Here is a 14,674-nt window from a genome sequence, read left to right as displayed (position 1 = left end):
CGATATGGAACTTCAGGTCAAGAACGCGAGCGGCGCGGCGGCCGGCCAACTCACGGTCGCCGATGAGACCTTTGCGCGGCCGTTCAACGAGGCATTGGTGCATCAGGTGGTGGTGGCCTATCTGGCCGGTGCCCGCGCCGGTACCCGCGCGCAGAAAAATCGTGCCCAGGTCAGCGGCGGCGGTGCCAAGCCGTTTCGACAGAAGGGGACCGGCCGCGCCCGCGCCGGTACCACCCGCGGTCCATTATGGCGAGGCGGCGGCGTGACCTTCGCGGCCAGACCACAGGATCACTCGCAGAAAGTCAACCGGAAGATGTACCGCGCCGCCATGCGCGCCATTTTCTCTGAACTGCTGCGCCAGGACCGGTTGCTGGTGGTGGATGCGCTGGATGTTCCGGAAATCAAGACCAAGCACATACTCGCGCGGATGCGGGCGCTGGATTTGGCCGATCAAGGCCGCGTGCTGATGGTGACCGAAAACGTCGATCTTAATCTGTGTTTGTCGGCGCGCAACCTGCCCGACGTGGCGGTGAGCGATGTGATTGGCCTGGACCCGGTTAGCCTGGTGGGTTCCGAGAAGGTATTGATGACAGCGGGCGCGTTGCAGCGCGTCGGGGAGTGGTTGGCATGAACCAGGAACGGCTGCTGAAGATTCTGCTGGCCCCGCATGTTTCGGAAAAAAGTAACCGGGTCGCCGAGCGATACAACCAAGTGGTATTCAAGGTGATCCCGGATGCCACCAAACCGGAAATCCGGGATGCGGTGGAGCTGCTGTTCAAGGTCAAGGTCAAGGGCGTTACGGTCCTCAACGTCAAGGGTAAGCGCAAACGTTTCGGGTCTACCTTCGGGCGGCGTTCGGATTGGAAGAAAGCTTACGTTTCCCTGGAAGCCGGCAATGAAATCGACTTCATGATGGCGGAGTGATCGAGCGCTCGCCGCCCCGCTATATGAATAAAAGGTGAAACCCCATGCCTATCGTCAAAACCAAACCGACTTCGCCCGGTCGGCGCTTTGTAGTCAAAGTCGTCAACCCGAACTTGCACAAGGGCCGACCCTATGCGCCGCTGCTGGAAAAGCAGAGCCGCCATGGCGGTCGTAACAATACAGGCCGCATCACGACCCGGCACCAGGGAGGTGGCCACAAGCAGCATTACCGGCTGGTCGATTTCAAGCGTGACAAGGATAACATCCCGGCGCGGGTCGAACGGCTCGAATACGATCCGAACCGCAGTGCGCATATTGCGCTGTTGCTGTATGCCGACGGCGAGCGCCGCTACATTATCGCGCCGCGTGAGGTCGGCGTCGGCGTTACGCTGATGTCTGGGCCGGCGGCGCCGATCAAACCGGGTAATGCCTTGCCGTTGCGGAATATTCCGGTCGGCAGTCAGGTGCATTGCGTGGAGCTGCGGCCTGGAAAGGGTGCGCAATTGGCTCGTAGCGCCGGTGCAACGGTGCAGTTGGTCGCTCGCGAAGGCACTTACGCGACCTTGCGATTGCGTTCCGGCGAGATTCGCAAGGTCCATGTGGACTGCAAGGCCACCGTCGGCGGAGTTGGCAACGAGGAACACAACCTGCGCTCGCTGGGCAAGGCCGGCGCCAAGCGTTGGGTGGGCGTTCGACCCACCGTGCGCGGCGTGGCCATGAATCCGGTGGACCATCCACACGGCGGTGGTGAAGGTCGTACCTCGGGCGGTCGGCATCCGGTATCGCCGTGGGGTGTACCGACCAAGGGCTATAAGACCCGCTCGAACAAGCGCACCGACAAGCTCATCGTGCGCCGGCGAAAGGCGAAATAATGCAAGGACCGTCCGGCCCGAAGCTGGACGGTCGCCCCGCCGAACCGGGGGCATGCAACCAAGAGGATAAGTTAAGGTGCCACGTTCGATTAAAAAAGGGCCGTTCGTCGATCTTCACTTGATTAAAAAAGTGGAGCAGGCGGTTGCCACCAATACCAAGCGACCAATCAAGACCTGGTCGCGGCGCTCGATGATTTTGCCGGATATGATCGGGCTGACCATCGCCGTGCATAACGGCCGCCAGCATGTGCCGATTCTGGTCAGCGAGAACATGGTGGGCCACAAGCTGGGCGAGTTTGCCGCTACCCGCACCTATCGCGGCCATGCGGCCGACAGAAAGTCCAAGTAAGGAGGCGAGCCGATGCAAGCTGTCGCTGTCATGAAGAATGCCCAGATCTCGCCGCAAAAGGCCAGGTTGGTGGCCGACCAGATTCGCAGTCTGCCGGTGGATCGAGCGCTGCAAGTTTTGACCTTCAGCAACAAGAAGGCGGCCCAACTGATCAAAAGCGTATTGGAGTCGGCTATCGCCAACGCCGAGCACAACGAGGGCGCCGATATCGACGAGTTGAAGGTGGCTACCATCTGCGTGGATGGCGGCCCGCTGCTGAAGCGAATGCATGCCCGGGCCAAAGGTCGCGGCAACCGCATCGTCAAGCGCACCAGCCACATCACCGTGACCGTAGCCGAGTAGGAGCGAGAACGATATGGGTCAGAAAGTCAACCCTACGGGGATACGGCTGGGAATCTCTTCCGACTGGACCTCCAAATGGTACGCCGGGAGCAAAAATTATCCCGATCTGCTGGAAACCGATCTGCGGGTGCGTCAATTCTTGAAGAAGAAGCTGGCCAATGCCTCGGTCAGCCGGATTCAGATCGAGCGGCCGGCTCGGTTGGCGCGCATCACCATCCACACCGCCCGTCCGGGTGTGGTGATTGGTAAGAAAGGCGAGGACATTGAGGCGCTGCGTAAGGCAGTTGCCCGGATGATGGGTTTGGAGGTCAAGGACCTGCAGATCAATATCGAGGAAATCCGCAAGCCGGAGCTGGATGCTCAACTAGTAGCCGAAGGTGTGGCCCAGCAGCTGGAGCGGCGTATCATGTTCCGCCGGGCAATGAAGCGCACGGTTGCCAACGCTATGCGTTTGGGGGCGCTAGGGATTAAGATACAAGTTTCCGGTCGGTTGAACGGAGCTGAAATCGCCCGTAGCGAATGGACTCGTGAAGGGCGGGTGCCACTGCATACCCTGCGTGCCAATATCGATTACGGCCTCGCCGAAGCCAGGACCACCTACGGGGTGATCGGCATCAAGGTCTGGATCTTTAAGGGCGAAGTGTTCGGATTCGACCGGCAGGGCGAGGCGAAGCTCGAGAAGGCGGCGGCCGGTTGAACGTCTGGGGTTGTTGCGGAACTCCGCGCCGCGCCGCGGAGTTCCTTGTTTATAAACGAGACAGAACATGTTACAGCCGAAAAGAACCAAATTTCGCAAGCAGCGCAAGGGGCGCAACACCGGCGTTGCCACCAGCGGTACTCACGTCAGTTTCGGCGAGTACGGGCTGAAATGCACGACCCGTGGGATGTTGACCGCCCGCCAGATCGAAGCTGCTCGTCGAGCCATTAATCGCTATATCAAGCGTGGCGGCAAGGTGTGGATTCGCATTTTCCCAGACAAGCCCATCACCAAGAAGCCGCTGGAAGTGCGTATGGGTAGCGGTAAGGGCAATGTCGAGTACTGGGTGGCCAGGATCAAACCTGGCCGCGTGCTGTATGAAGTGGAAGGGGTGTCCGAAGCCATCGCCCGCGAGGCATTCCGCCTGGCGGCGGCCAAACTCCCCGTGCGGACGGTCTTCGTGACCCGAACGGTGATGTGATGAATGCGAGCGAACTGCGGCGCAAGAGCGCGGATGAATTGAAACAGGAACTGCTGGCACTGCTGCGCGAGCAGTTCAACCTGCGGATGCAGAAGGCCACTGGCCAGGCGAGCAAGTCTCATTTGTTCAAACAGGTGCGACGCAATATGGCGCGGGTCAAAATGGTGTTGAGCGAAAAGGCGGGCCAGGCATGACGGCGGAAAATCAGGTGGAGCGCACCCTGACCGGGCGCGTGACGAGCAACAAGATGGACAAGACCATCACGGTGGCCATTGAGCGCTTGGTCAAACATCCAGTCTACGGCAAGTACATTCGTCGGACCACCAAGCTCCACGCGCACGACGAGCACAATCAGTGCCACGAGGGCGACATGGTGACCATCAAACAATGCCGGCCTTTGTCCAAGTCCAAATCCTGGATGTTGGTCGATGTGGTCCGGCACGCGCAATAGCCGCCGCGACCGGGCCGGGGGCGCTCGACACGGCAGTCTTTTCCAAAATCCGTGAACGGAATGTAGAACCATGATTCAGATGCAAACGATGTTGGATGTCGCCGACAACAGCGGCGCCCGCCGGCTGATGTGCATCAAGGTGCTGGGAGGGTCCCACCGCCGGTACGCGCATATTGGTGATGTCATCAAGGTCAGCGTCAAGGACGCGATTCCTCGCGGCAAGGTCAGCAAGGGCGAAGTTTATAACGCCGTGGTGGTCCGCACCCGCAAGGGCGTACGGCGGCCAGACGGTTCGCTGATCCGTTTCGACGGCAATGCCGCGGTGCTGCTCAACAACAAGCTGGAACCGATCGGTACCCGTATCTTCGGGCCAGTGACCCGCGAGTTGCGCGGCGAGCGGTTCATGAAAATTATTTCCCTGGCGCCGGAAGTGCTGTGAGGCAGGAGGAAGGCGGTAATGCGCAGAATTCGAAAAGACGATGAAGTGATCGTCATCGCCGGTAAGGACAAGGGTCGGCACGGCAAAGTGATGCGAGTGGTGAACGACGACCGTGTGCTTGTGGCCGGTGTGAACCTGATCAAGCGGCACACCAAGCCCAACCCATCTCGCGGTGTGGCTGGCGGCATCGTCGAGCGTGAAGCGGCGATTCATAGCTCTAATGTACTGTTGTTCAATCCGGCCACCAAGAAAGGCGACCGGGTCGGGTTCCGGATCCTGGAGGACGGCCGCAAGGTGCGCTACTTCAAATCCAATAATGAAGTCGTGGATGCCTGAGGAGACGGTTATGGCCCGACTGCAACACTATTATCGCGAAACGGTGATGCTGCGGTTGCGCGAGCAATTCAGCTATCAGAATGTCATGGAAGTGCCACGCATCACCAAGATTACCCTGAACATGGGGGTTGGCGAGGCGGTCGCCGACAAGAAGGTGATGGAGCACGCGACCAGCCACTTGGCTCAGATCGCCGGACAGAAACCGATCGTCACCCTGTCGCGCAAGTCCATCGCCGGCTTCAAGATTCGAGCCGGTTGGCCAATCGGCTGCAAGGTGACGCTGCGACGCGACCGGATGTACGAGTTCCTGGATCGGTTGGTGAATGTGGCCATCCCGCGCATTCGCGACTTCCGCGGGTTCAGCGCCCGTGCTTTCGACGGTCGCGGCAACTATAGCTTGGGTGTGCGCGAGCAGATCATTTTTCCCGAGATCGACTACGACAAGATCGATGCTATCCGCGGTCTGGATATCACGATCACCACGACCGCGCGGACCGACGAAGAAGGGCGCGCGCTACTGGCCGCGTTCAATTTCCCGTTTCGGAACTGAGGATGAGTCTGTGGCAAAACTGAGCATGATCAACCGCGAGGCCAAACGAGTTCGTACCGTAGAGCAGTATGCCGCCAGGCGTGCCGCGCTCAAGGAAACGATTCGCGATCCAGCCAGCAGCGACGAGCAACGGCGGGAGGCGCAAAAGCGGCTGCAGGTCTTGCCACGCGATGCAAGCCCGGTACGGCTGCACAACCGTTGCCGATTGACCGGCCGGTCGCATGGCTTCTATCGCAAATTCGGTCTGGGTCGCAATAAGCTGCGGGAAGCCACGATGCGTGGTGACGTGCCGGGCTTGCGCAAGGCCAGCTGGTGAATGTTCCGGCCCTGGATGGCCGGAGAAAACGCTTAAGTTCAGGGTTGGCTCCGCTGTTGGTGGAAGACCCGATACTGACCATGTGGAGTTGTTTTAGAACATGAGCATGACAGATCCCATCGCGGATATGCTGACACGCATCCGTAATGCCCAACGTGCGGCCAAGGCTCAGGTTGGTATGCCGGCCTCCAAGCTGAAGGCGGCGATCGCCCAAGTGCTGCGCGACGAGGGTTACATCAGCGATTTCGCGATCACGCAAATCGCTCCCAGCAAGGCTGAATTGACCATTACCCTCAAGTATTTCGAGGGCCGGCCGGTGATCGATCGGATCGAGCGGGTCAGCCGTACCAGCCGACGGGTGTTCCGCGGCAAGGATGAACTGCCCAAGGTGATGGGCGGTTGGGGCGTGGCCATCGTGTCCACCTCCAAGGGATTGATGAGCGACCGCGCGGCCCGCGCCGCCGGCCACGGCGGCGAAGTATTGTGTCTCGTGGCGTAAAGGAGCGGCATCATGGCAACCGAAATCAAGGAAAAGCAAATCCGTGTCTCGCGCGTCGGTAAGCAGCCGGTCGTTGTGCAGGCCGGAGTAACTGTGGCCATCGATGGTCAACACGTCACTCTCAAAGGTAAGAAGGGTTCGGCCGAGATCCATGTGCATCCATGGGTGGCGATCCGGCAGCACGACGATGCTTTGGTGGTCAATCCATACCAGATTACCAATGATCCCAAGCACCGGGCGATGACCGGCACCATGCGTGCCTTGCTCAACAATATGATGATTGGGGTCACCCAGGGGTTCGAACGCAAGCTGCAACTGGTCGGTGTCGGCTACCGTGCTCAGGCGCAAGGCAAGGTGCTGAATTTGACTCTCGGCTTTTCTCATCCGGTCGAGTTCAAGATACCGGAAGGCATCGTCATCGAGACGCCCACCCAGACCGAGGTGGTCGTCCGCGGAATAGACAAGCAGCAGGTCGGCGAAGTCGCCGCCAAGATCCGCGCCTACCGGCCACCGGAGCCTTACAAGGGCAAGGGGGTACGCTACGCGAACGAGACCATCATCCTGAAAGAAGCCAAGAAGAAGTAAGGACTTGCCATGGATAAGAAAGCAGCCGACAAAAAAACCACGCGCCTGCGGCGTGGGTTGCGGACCCGGCTCAAGATCCGCGAACTGGGTGTTTGCCGGTTGTGCGTGCACCGCACACCCCGTCACATCTACGCTCAGTTGATCAACCCAGCGCCGACCGGTGATCGGACTTTGGCGGCCGCGTCCACCTTGGAGTCGGCGCTGCGCCAGATGTTGAAGAGCACGGGCGATGTCGATGCGGCCAAGGCGGTGGGCAAGGCGATTGCCGAGAAGGCCAAGGCCATCGGTATCACCCGGGTCGCGTTTGACCGCTCCGGTTTCAAGTACCACGGCCGGATTAAGGCGTTGGCTGAAGCTGCCCGCGAAAACGGCCTGGAGTTTTAAGGAACAAACAGCATGGCGACGAATGTAGAAAGCACCCAGAATTCCGACGGTTTGCAGGAAAAACTGATCACCGTCAACCGTGTGGCCAAAGTTGTCAAAGGCGGTCGTCAGTTTGGTTTTACGGCGCTGACCGTGGTAGGCGACGGCAATGGCCGAGTCGGTTTGGGCTATGGCAAAGCCCGTGAGGTACCCATGGCCATCCAGAAAGCGATGGACAAGGCACGTAAGAACATGTGCAGCGTGCCGTTGAACGGCGTCACCTTGCAATATCCCGTCACGGCGGAGCACGGTGCGGCGCGAGTGTTCATGCAACCGGCTTCCGAAGGCACCGGTATCATCGCCGGCGGCGCCATGCGTGCTGTGTTCGATGTGGTGGGGGTCAAGGATGTGTTGGCCAAGTGCATCGGTTCGCGCAATCCGATCAATGTGGTGCGGGCGACCATTCGCGGGCTGAGCACCATGAAGGCGCCCGATTATCAGGCTGCCAAGCGCGGCAAGAATGTGGACGAAATTCGGAGTTGAGGGACATGGCCGACAAGCTGAAAGTCACTCTAGTCAAGAGCGTGCATGGCCGCTTGGCCGCACATAAAGCCTGCGTACGCGGACTGGGGCTGCGGCGGTTGCACGGGAGTTCGGTGGTCATCGATACCCCGGAGAACCGCGGTATGATCCGCAAAGTTTCCTATCTGCTGAAAGTCGAGGAGGCCTGAATCCATGCGACTTAACACTCTCAAGCCGGCGCCCGGCAGCCGGCCTGACAAGCAACGGCTCGGACGAGGTATCGGTTCTGGGCTTGGCAAGACCGGTGGCCGCGGTCACAAGGGCCAGCACGCCCGAGCCGGGGGCTACCATAAGGTCGGTTTCGAAGGTGGCCAGATGCCTTTGCAACGGCGGCTACCCAAACGTGGTTTCCGCTCGATGACCGCCCGATACACCGCCGAGGTACGGTTGCGCGATCTTGCCAAGGTGACGGCCGAGGTGGTCGATTTGGCGGCGCTTAAGGTGGCTAATCTCGTGCCGGCTTTTGCCAGGCAAGCCAAAGTCATTCTTTCCGGAACGGTGAATAAGCCGTTGATCTTGCGCGGTTTGGCGCTGACGCAAGGCGCCAGGGCCGCATTACTGGCGGCCGGCGGAACGATCCACGAGTAGCGACGATGGCGACTGCCCTGCCGGATCTTGGCAAAATGACCGAACTGCGCCAGCGCCTGCTGTTTTTGCTGGGGGCGCTGGTCGTGTTTCGCATCGGCGCGCATATTCCGGTGCCGGGCATCGATCCGAACGCCATGGCGCAGTTGTTCAGCCAGCAGCGCGGCACCATTCTCGACATGTTCAACATGTTCTCGGGCGGTGCCTTGGGTCGATTGAGCCTGTTCGCGCTCGGGGTGATGCCCTATATCTCGGCCTCGATCATCCTGCAGCTCATGTCCATGGTCGTGCCGTCGCTGGAACAATTGCGCAAGGAGGGTGGTGCCGCCGGTCGCCATACACTGACTCGCTACACGCGCTATCTGACAGTGGCGCTGGCGGCCTTCCAGGCGATCGGCGTCAGCATCGCGCTGCAAAGTCAGACGGTGGGCAGCACTTCGGTGGTGATCGCGCCTGGTATCGGTTTCCTCATGACCGCCACGGTGACGCTGGTGACCGGCACCATGTTTTTGGTGTGGCTGGGCGAGCAGGTGACCGAACGTGGCATCGGGAATGGTATTTCCATGCTGATCTTCGCCGGTATCGTTGCGGGTTTGCCGCATGCGGTGGGCGGCACCTTGGAATTGGCGCGTACAGGTGAGCTGCATGTGATGTTGGTGCTGTTTCTGCTAGCGTTGACGGTCATGGTGACCGGCTTCGTGGTATTCGTCGAACGAGGACAGAGGCGCATCACGGTCAACTATGCCAAACGCCAGCAGGGGCGGCGGATGTACGCCGCCCAGACTACCCATCTGCCGTTGAAGTTGAACATGTCCGGGGTGATACCACCGATCTTTGCATCCAGCCTGATTCTGTTTCCAGCGACGCTGGGTAGTTGGTTTGGCAATGCGCCCAACATGGGGTGGTTGCGCGACATCAGTTCGACCTTGTCACCGGGACAGCCGCTGTACGTGTTGTTGTATGCCGGTCTGATCATTTTCTTCTGCTTTTTCTACACGGCGCTGGTTTTCAATTCCAAGGAAACCGCCGACAACCTGAAAAAATCCGGGGCATTCATTCCTGGTATTCGGCCGGGCATGCAGACGGCGGCGTATATCGATAAGGTGCTGACTCGGCTGACACTAGTCGGAGCCCTCTATATCACCGCCGTCTGCTTGCTACCGGAGTTCCTGATCCTGTACTGGCGAGTGCCGTTCTATTTTGGTGGCACCTCGTTGTTGATTATCGTGGTGGTGGTTATGGATTTCATGGCTCAGGTCCAGGCGCATCTGATGTCGCATCAGTACGAAAGTCTGTTGAAAAAGAGCAGCTTCAAGGGCCAAAGCCTGCTGCGTTGAGCAAAAACCACCCATCTTTATTCCCACGCGATATTCGCTGATTTTGGAGAACAGTCATGAAGGTACGCGCCTCGGTCAAAAAAATTTGCCGTAATTGCAAAATCGTCCGCCGTGATCGCGTGGTTCGGGTGATTTGCAAGGATGGCCGTCACAAGCAACGGCAGGGATAAAATCGATTCGTTTATATTGATCTACATCGCCGAGTGGGGTAAATTCCCGCTTCTTTGCGTGATGAACACCCGGCACGGTGGGAGGAACTTCAAGGCATGGCCCGTATTGCAGGTATCAACATTCCGGTCAACAAGCATGCGGTGATCGCGCTGCAGGCTATCTATGGGATCGGCAAGACTCGTGCTGGCCAAATCTGTGCGGCGGCCGATGTCGCCCCGGACATCAAGGTCCGTGATCTGGATGAGGCACAGGTGGATGCGTTGCGTGCCGAAGTCACCAAACACATCGTGGAAGGCGATCTGCGCCGCGAAGTGTCCATGAGCATCAAGCGATTGATGGACTTGGGTTGCTATCGCGGCGTGCGCCACCGGCGCGGCTTGCCGGTACGTGGCCAGCGCACCCGAACCAACGCACGGACGCGCAAGGGTCCGCGCCGCGCGGTTCGCAAGTAGACCAGCGGCACTTTCTGGAATCCCATTGGCATAGGTTGGAGCATGGCAAAACCGGTTACCAAGACGCGCAAGCGCGTCAAAAAGAATGTCGTGGATGGCATCGCGCATATTCACGCCTCGTTCAATAACACCATCATTACGATCACGGATCGTCAGGGCAACGCGCTGGCGTGGGCCACATCGGGAGGTTCCGGTTTTCGTGGGTCACGCAAGAGCACCCCGTTTGCGGCACAGGTTGCCGCCGAGCGGGTTGGAAATATGGTGAAGGAATTTGGCCTCAAGAACTTGGAAGTCAACGTCAAGGGACCTGGACCCGGTCGGGAATCCGCCGTGCGCGCGCTGAATGCCGCCGGTTTCAAGGTCATGAGTATTATGGACGTAACGCCTATTCCTCATAACGGTTGCCGTCCCCCGAAACGCCGTCGCGTTTAGTTCAGGAGTTATACCGTGGCGAGATATCTAGGCCCAAAGTGCAAACTGAGCCGCCGGGAAGGCGTGGATCTGTTTCTGAAGTCCACCGCCCGTCCGCTGGAATCCAAGTGCAATCTGGAACGGTTGCCGGGCCAGCATGGCGCGCGGCGCCCCCGTCTTTCCGATTACGGAATGCAGTTGCGCGAAAAACAGAAATTGCGGCGCATCTATGGCGTGTTGGAACGGCAATTTCTGAATTACTACAAGAAAGCGGCCAGTGGCAAAGGTTCTACGGGTGAAAACCTGCTGAAGTTGCTGGAGTGCCGGCTGGACAACGTTGTGTACCGCATGGGTTTTGGCAGCACTCGCGCTGAAGCCCGCCAGTTGGTTTCTCACCGGGCGATTACCGTCAACGGTCAGCGAGTCAACATTCCTTCCTATCAGGTCAGGCCGGAAGATGTGGTGGCGATTCATGAAAAGAGTCGCACTCAGACCCGTATTCAGTACGCGCTACAACTGGCTCAAGGTCATGGTTTCGTGGATTGGGTCGAAGTAGACGCCAGCAAGATGAGCGGGGTGTTCAAGCGAATCCCCGATCGTGGTGATCTGCCACCGGATATCAACGAATCCCTGGTTGTAGAGCTGTACTCCAAGTGATCGACCCCGAGGGGGAACGGATGGTGGGTGCTTTTGATTTACTAAAACCAACCCGCGTCGAGGTGGAAAAGCTAACGCCGCGGTTGGCGCGGGTGAGTGTGGAGCCGCTGGAGCGTGGGTTTGGCTATACCCTCGGTAACGCCCTTCGGCGGATTTTACTCTCATCCATACCGGGCGCCGCGATTGTCGAGTGTGAAATTGATCAGGTGTTGCATGAATACTCCACCATTGAGGGTGTGCAGGAGGATGTGATCGACGTTCTCCTCAACCTAAAAGGTGTGGCGGTCACCCTGCAGGAAGGGGTGAGCGAGGCGAGCTTAACGCTGACCAAGAAAGGTCCAGGACCGGTCACGGCTGGCGATATCGAGAAGAGCCACGCCGTCGAGATCATCAATCCGGAGCACGTCATCGCACACCTGACCAAGAGCGGCGAGTTGGGCATGAGGCTCAAGATCGAGCAAGGTCGTGGTTACTGGCCGGCGGCTCAGCGGGAAGGGTCCGATGGCGAATCTCGGCCGATCGGCCGGTTGCGCTTGGATGCTTCGTTCAGCCCAATTGAGCGGATCAGTTATCGGGTTGAGAGTGCTCGTGTCGAACAGCGCACCAACTTGGATAAGCTGATTCTGAATCTGGAAACCAACGGTACCATCGATCCGGAAGAGGCGATTCGCACGGCAGCCCGAATCCTGCTGGATCAACTGTCTGTGTTCGTGGATCTTAAGGGTAAAAGAGACGAACCATTGCCGCCGCCGCCGGTGGATATCGATCCGGTCCTGATGCAGCCAGTAGATGATCTGGAGCTGACTGTGCGTTCGGCTAACTGCCTGAAGGCGGAGAATATTTATTATATCGGCGATCTGGTGCAGAGAACCGAGGCGGAGCTTCTCAAAACCCCCAATCTCGGCAAGAAATCGTTGACCGAGATCAAGGATGTGTTAGCCAAGTATAAGCTGGCTTTGGGAATGAAGGTCGATAATTGGCCGCCGCCAAATCTGAGCATGGAAGCGGAAGAGCGTGCGGCGGCGCGACGCGCTGCTGGAGCGGCGGCCGAAGCGGATAGACCTCTGCAGGAGGAAGTGGGTTCGAAAGCTGTGGATATCGATGCCGATACCGATACCGAATAAGATTGGCCCTGGATTTTCCCTGTATTCAATGATTATTGACTGCCCGATTTTAAGTCTTAAGGAATAATTGTCATGCGCCATCGCAAAGCCGGTCGCAAATTGAACCGCACCAGCAGCCATCGCAAAGCCATGCTGCGCAACATGGCTGCTTCGTTGCTTACCCACGAACTCATTCGCACCACCCTGCCTAAGGCCAAGGAATTGCGTCAAGTAGCTGAGCCATTAATCACGCTGTCGAAGCAGGATAGTGTGGCTCATCGTCGGCTGGCTTTTGATCGATTACGCAACCGGGATGTGGTGACCAAATTGTTTAATCAGTTGGGGCCGCGCTATCAGTCGCGTCCAGGTGGTTATCTGCGTATTCTGAAATGCGGGTTTCGGGCTGGCGACAATGCACCGATGGCTTATGTCGAGTTGATGGATCGCCCCGATGCGGCGGGCGAATGAGTCAGGCTTCGTATCCAGTTGCAAAACCGAGCCGGGCCTCAAAGCCCGGTTTTTTTATTGCGGGGCCAGGATGATCGTTTCGAAACTGAATTGCCGTTAGTCAACACCAGACGAGCAATCCAATTTATCGGTTGACTGCTGAAACCTGAGCTAAATGAAAGGGATTCCTGATAGACGCTCCATTATTTGGCGATGGCTTGGCGTAGTTGTTGGCTCAACCCTTGAATCACCAAAAGGTTATAGCGCGCTTCAGGTAACTCTGGGTAAGGCCCGAAACACTCGCCAAATACCTTGAACCACCAGCCGTTTTCTTCGAACCACAAGAATGGGTGCTGAGATTTATAGACGCCGCGCATGATTTTAACCTCTCACCTGTAACAAAAAACACTGGCCGACTGCTTGACCAAACTGTTTCGTCCTTTAGTATCTTATCGTGCTAACCCTCACCTGACCTGCGACAGGCCGCTGGGAGATATTAGGTAGCCGAACGGGTCCCGATGCTGGTTGCACCACGACTTGCTTGATCTGGAACAACCAGATCACTATGACAGTATAGATATAATTTTGTTGCAATGCAGGATGCTTGCTTGTCGCAGTCTTTTGATCAAATTTCCGTGAGCACGGTATCTTTCCTTCGCTCGCTGCCGGGACAGCCGTGCTGGGTTAGGGCGAGGGCAGGGTTGCAGCCAGTGATCCGTCAACCTGCAATAAAATCTTGCCGACATGGCAGTTGGATTCCATCAGGGCGTGAGCGGCGGCAGCTTCGGTAAAAGGGAAAACCCGGTCAATGATCGGCCGAATCGCGCCACCGGCGAGTAGCGGCCAGACTGTCTTTTGCAAGGCTGCGGCGATGGGTGCTTTGTCTGCGATGGGTCGGGCACGCAAGGTCGATCCGGTGATGGTCAGCCGCTTCATCATCACCGGCGCCAGATTTAGTTCCACCTTGGCGCCGCGCAGGAAGGCGATAAAAACCAATCGACCTTCAACCGCCAGTGCGCTCAGGTTACGCTGCATGTAGTCGCCGCCGACCATATCCAGGATTACATCCACGCCCCGGTTGCGTGTGATCTCCTTAACCGTTTGGACAAAATCCTGCTCGCGGTAGTTGATGACGTGCTCGGCGCCCAAATCCAGGCACGCTTGGACTTTTTCGGTGCCGCCAACCGTGGCGAATACCCGCGAACCCAATGCCGTGGCCAGTTGGATCGCGGTGGTGCCGATACCGCTGGCACCGCCATGAACCAACAGGATTTCGCCGGCTTGCAGTCGCGCGCGGTCGAAGACGTTGCTCCAGACGGTAAAGAAGGTTTCCGGTAGGGCGGCGGCCTGTTGCAAGGTCAATCCGGCCGGGATGGGTAGACACTGAGGCGCGGGCGCGGTGCAATATTCGGCGTAACCGCCGCCGGTCAGCAGGGCGCAGACCTCGTCGCCGATCCGCCAGTTGTCCACGCCTTGGCCGAGCGCGGCTATGGCGCCGGCGACTTCCAGTCCCGGGATGTCGGAAGCGCCCTGCGGCGGCGGATAACTACCCTGACGTTGCAGGCAATCGGGACGATTGACGCCTGCGGCGGTTACCCTGATCAGGACTTCGCCGGTGGCGGGTTGCGGGACCGGGCGTTGTTTGGGCGCCAGCCTGTCGGGACCGCCGGGTTCAGTGATTTCGATGGCGGTCATCAGTTCGGGCAGTATCGGGGTCATAGTGCG

General features: G+C 58.5%; 28 protein-coding genes. 26 read left to right on the top strand and 2 right to left on the bottom strand.

Annotated features, from left to right (window positions below; translation table 11 throughout):
• Positions 1–4: 4 nt before the first annotated feature.
• The 26 genes from rplD to rplQ all read left to right on the top strand — a co-directional run bounded on the left by rplD (position 5) and on the right by rplQ (position 12,970).
• Positions 5–631 (top strand): 50S ribosomal protein L4, encoded by a 627-nt coding sequence (gene rplD / locus IPM89_08840; GenBank protein ID QQS53040.1) that lies wholly within the window; start codon positions 5–7, stop codon positions 629–631.
• A complete protein-coding gene (gene rplW, locus IPM89_08835; protein QQS53039.1) occupies positions 628–924 on the top strand; it encodes a 50S ribosomal protein L23 in 297 nt (98 codons plus the stop codon). Before rplD ends, rplW begins: the two co-directional genes overlap by 4 nt.
• A gap of 44 nt (positions 925–968) precedes the next feature.
• Entirely contained in the window at positions 969–1,796 is an 828-nt protein-coding gene (gene rplB / locus IPM89_08830; GenBank protein ID QQS53038.1) for a 50S ribosomal protein L2, read from the top strand.
• A 76-nt stretch (positions 1,797–1,872) separates the two neighbouring features.
• Positions 1,873–2,145 carry a 30S ribosomal protein S19 gene (gene rpsS, locus IPM89_08825; protein QQS53037.1) on the top strand — a complete coding sequence of 91 codons (273 nt, stop codon included), beginning with the start codon at positions 1,873–1,875 and terminating at the stop codon, positions 2,143–2,145.
• Positions 2,146–2,157: 12 nt separating this feature from the next.
• Positions 2,158–2,487 carry a 50S ribosomal protein L22 gene (gene rplV / locus IPM89_08820; GenBank protein QQS53036.1) on the top strand — a complete coding sequence of 110 codons (330 nt, stop codon included), beginning with the start codon at positions 2,158–2,160 and terminating at the stop codon, positions 2,485–2,487.
• A gap of 13 nt (positions 2,488–2,500) precedes the next feature.
• Positions 2,501–3,184 (top strand): 30S ribosomal protein S3, encoded by a 684-nt coding sequence (gene rpsC / locus IPM89_08815; protein QQS53035.1) that lies wholly within the window; start codon positions 2,501–2,503, stop codon positions 3,182–3,184.
• A gap of 67 nt (positions 3,185–3,251) precedes the next feature.
• Positions 3,252–3,665: a 50S ribosomal protein L16 gene (gene rplP, locus IPM89_08810; protein ID QQS53034.1), complete on the top strand. Its 414-nt coding sequence runs from the start codon at positions 3,252–3,254 to the stop codon at positions 3,663–3,665.
• Positions 3,665–3,859 carry a 50S ribosomal protein L29 gene (gene rpmC, locus IPM89_08805; protein ID QQS53033.1) on the top strand — a complete coding sequence of 65 codons (195 nt, stop codon included), beginning with the start codon at positions 3,665–3,667 and terminating at the stop codon, positions 3,857–3,859. The genes rplP and rpmC overlap by 1 nt, the downstream gene beginning before the upstream one ends.
• A complete protein-coding gene (gene rpsQ / locus IPM89_08800; protein QQS53032.1) occupies positions 3,856–4,116 on the top strand; it encodes a 30S ribosomal protein S17 in 261 nt (86 codons plus the stop codon). Before rpmC ends, rpsQ begins: the two co-directional genes overlap by 4 nt.
• Before the next feature lie 70 nt (positions 4,117–4,186).
• The gene (gene rplN, locus IPM89_08795) at positions 4,187–4,555 is read left to right on the top strand and encodes a 50S ribosomal protein L14 (protein QQS53031.1); all 369 of its coding nucleotides are present in this window, start codon (positions 4,187–4,189) and stop codon (positions 4,553–4,555) included.
• Between the two features lie 18 nt (positions 4,556–4,573).
• A complete protein-coding gene (gene rplX, locus IPM89_08790; protein ID QQS53030.1) occupies positions 4,574–4,891 on the top strand; it encodes a 50S ribosomal protein L24 in 318 nt (105 codons plus the stop codon).
• Between the two features lie 10 nt (positions 4,892–4,901).
• Positions 4,902–5,441 (top strand): 50S ribosomal protein L5, encoded by a 540-nt coding sequence (gene rplE, locus IPM89_08785; protein QQS53029.1) that lies wholly within the window; start codon positions 4,902–4,904, stop codon positions 5,439–5,441.
• A gap of 10 nt (positions 5,442–5,451) precedes the next feature.
• Positions 5,452–5,757 carry a 30S ribosomal protein S14 gene (rpsN, locus tag IPM89_08780; GenBank protein QQS53028.1) on the top strand — a complete coding sequence of 102 codons (306 nt, stop codon included), beginning with the start codon at positions 5,452–5,454 and terminating at the stop codon, positions 5,755–5,757.
• A gap of 100 nt (positions 5,758–5,857) precedes the next feature.
• Positions 5,858–6,256, top strand: coding sequence for a 30S ribosomal protein S8 (gene rpsH, locus IPM89_08775; GenBank protein QQS53027.1), 399 nt, complete (start codon positions 5,858–5,860; stop codon positions 6,254–6,256).
• Positions 6,257–6,268: 12 nt separating this feature from the next.
• Positions 6,269–6,841 (top strand): 50S ribosomal protein L6, encoded by a 573-nt coding sequence (gene rplF / locus IPM89_08770; protein QQS53026.1) that lies wholly within the window; start codon positions 6,269–6,271, stop codon positions 6,839–6,841.
• 9 nt (positions 6,842–6,850) lie between these two features.
• A complete protein-coding gene (gene rplR, locus IPM89_08765) occupies positions 6,851–7,225 on the top strand; it encodes a 50S ribosomal protein L18 (protein ID QQS53025.1) in 375 nt (124 codons plus the stop codon).
• A gap of 12 nt (positions 7,226–7,237) precedes the next feature.
• Entirely contained in the window at positions 7,238–7,747 is a 510-nt protein-coding gene (gene rpsE, locus IPM89_08760; protein ID QQS53024.1) for a 30S ribosomal protein S5, read from the top strand.
• A 5-nt stretch (positions 7,748–7,752) separates the two neighbouring features.
• Positions 7,753–7,935: a 50S ribosomal protein L30 gene (gene rpmD / locus IPM89_08755; protein ID QQS53023.1), complete on the top strand. Its 183-nt coding sequence runs from the start codon at positions 7,753–7,755 to the stop codon at positions 7,933–7,935.
• Between the two features lie 4 nt (positions 7,936–7,939).
• Positions 7,940–8,374: a 50S ribosomal protein L15 gene (gene rplO, locus IPM89_08750; GenBank protein QQS53022.1), complete on the top strand. Its 435-nt coding sequence runs from the start codon at positions 7,940–7,942 to the stop codon at positions 8,372–8,374.
• Positions 8,375–8,379: 5 nt separating this feature from the next.
• Complete coding sequence (gene secY, locus IPM89_08745) at positions 8,380–9,708, top strand: preprotein translocase subunit SecY (protein QQS53021.1); 1,329 nt, start codon at positions 8,380–8,382, stop codon at positions 9,706–9,708.
• A 56-nt stretch (positions 9,709–9,764) separates the two neighbouring features.
• Complete coding sequence (gene rpmJ / locus IPM89_08740; GenBank protein ID QQS53020.1) at positions 9,765–9,878, top strand: 50S ribosomal protein L36; 114 nt, start codon at positions 9,765–9,767, stop codon at positions 9,876–9,878.
• 96 nt (positions 9,879–9,974) lie between these two features.
• Positions 9,975–10,331, top strand: coding sequence for a 30S ribosomal protein S13 (rpsM, locus tag IPM89_08735; protein ID QQS53019.1), 357 nt, complete (start codon positions 9,975–9,977; stop codon positions 10,329–10,331).
• 42 nt (positions 10,332–10,373) lie between these two features.
• A complete protein-coding gene (gene rpsK, locus IPM89_08730) occupies positions 10,374–10,763 on the top strand; it encodes a 30S ribosomal protein S11 (GenBank protein ID QQS53018.1) in 390 nt (129 codons plus the stop codon).
• A gap of 15 nt (positions 10,764–10,778) precedes the next feature.
• Positions 10,779–11,399 carry a 30S ribosomal protein S4 gene (gene rpsD, locus IPM89_08725; protein QQS53017.1) on the top strand — a complete coding sequence of 207 codons (621 nt, stop codon included), beginning with the start codon at positions 10,779–10,781 and terminating at the stop codon, positions 11,397–11,399.
• A 20-nt stretch (positions 11,400–11,419) separates the two neighbouring features.
• Positions 11,420–12,523 carry a DNA-directed RNA polymerase subunit alpha gene (gene rpoA / locus IPM89_08720; protein ID QQS55852.1) on the top strand — a complete coding sequence of 368 codons (1,104 nt, stop codon included), beginning with the start codon at positions 11,420–11,422 and terminating at the stop codon, positions 12,521–12,523.
• 72 nt (positions 12,524–12,595) lie between these two features.
• Positions 12,596–12,970: a 50S ribosomal protein L17 gene (rplQ, locus tag IPM89_08715; GenBank protein ID QQS53016.1), complete on the top strand. Its 375-nt coding sequence runs from the start codon at positions 12,596–12,598 to the stop codon at positions 12,968–12,970.
• A 182-nt stretch (positions 12,971–13,152) separates the two neighbouring features.
• Here the strand turns inward: rplQ and IPM89_08710 are convergent, their stop codons facing one another.
• Together IPM89_08710 and IPM89_08705 are read right to left on the bottom strand one after the other, a co-directional pair.
• Positions 13,153–13,326, bottom strand: coding sequence for a hypothetical protein (locus IPM89_08710; GenBank protein QQS53015.1), 174 nt, complete (start codon positions 13,324–13,326; stop codon positions 13,153–13,155).
• A 307-nt stretch (positions 13,327–13,633) separates the two neighbouring features.
• Positions 13,634–14,668 carry an NAD(P)H-quinone oxidoreductase gene (locus tag IPM89_08705; protein QQS53014.1) on the bottom strand — a complete coding sequence of 345 codons (1,035 nt, stop codon included), beginning with the start codon at positions 14,666–14,668 and terminating at the stop codon, positions 13,634–13,636.
• Positions 14,669–14,674: the final 6 nt, after the last annotated feature.

The sequence above is a fragment of the Candidatus Competibacteraceae bacterium genome (genome assembly GCA_016699715.1).
In the GTDB taxonomy this organism is placed as follows: domain Bacteria; phylum Pseudomonadota; class Gammaproteobacteria; order Competibacterales; family Competibacteraceae; genus Competibacter.
The sequence above is the reverse complement of the archived record's forward strand: the minus strand, read 5'-3'. Positions and strand labels throughout refer to the sequence as shown.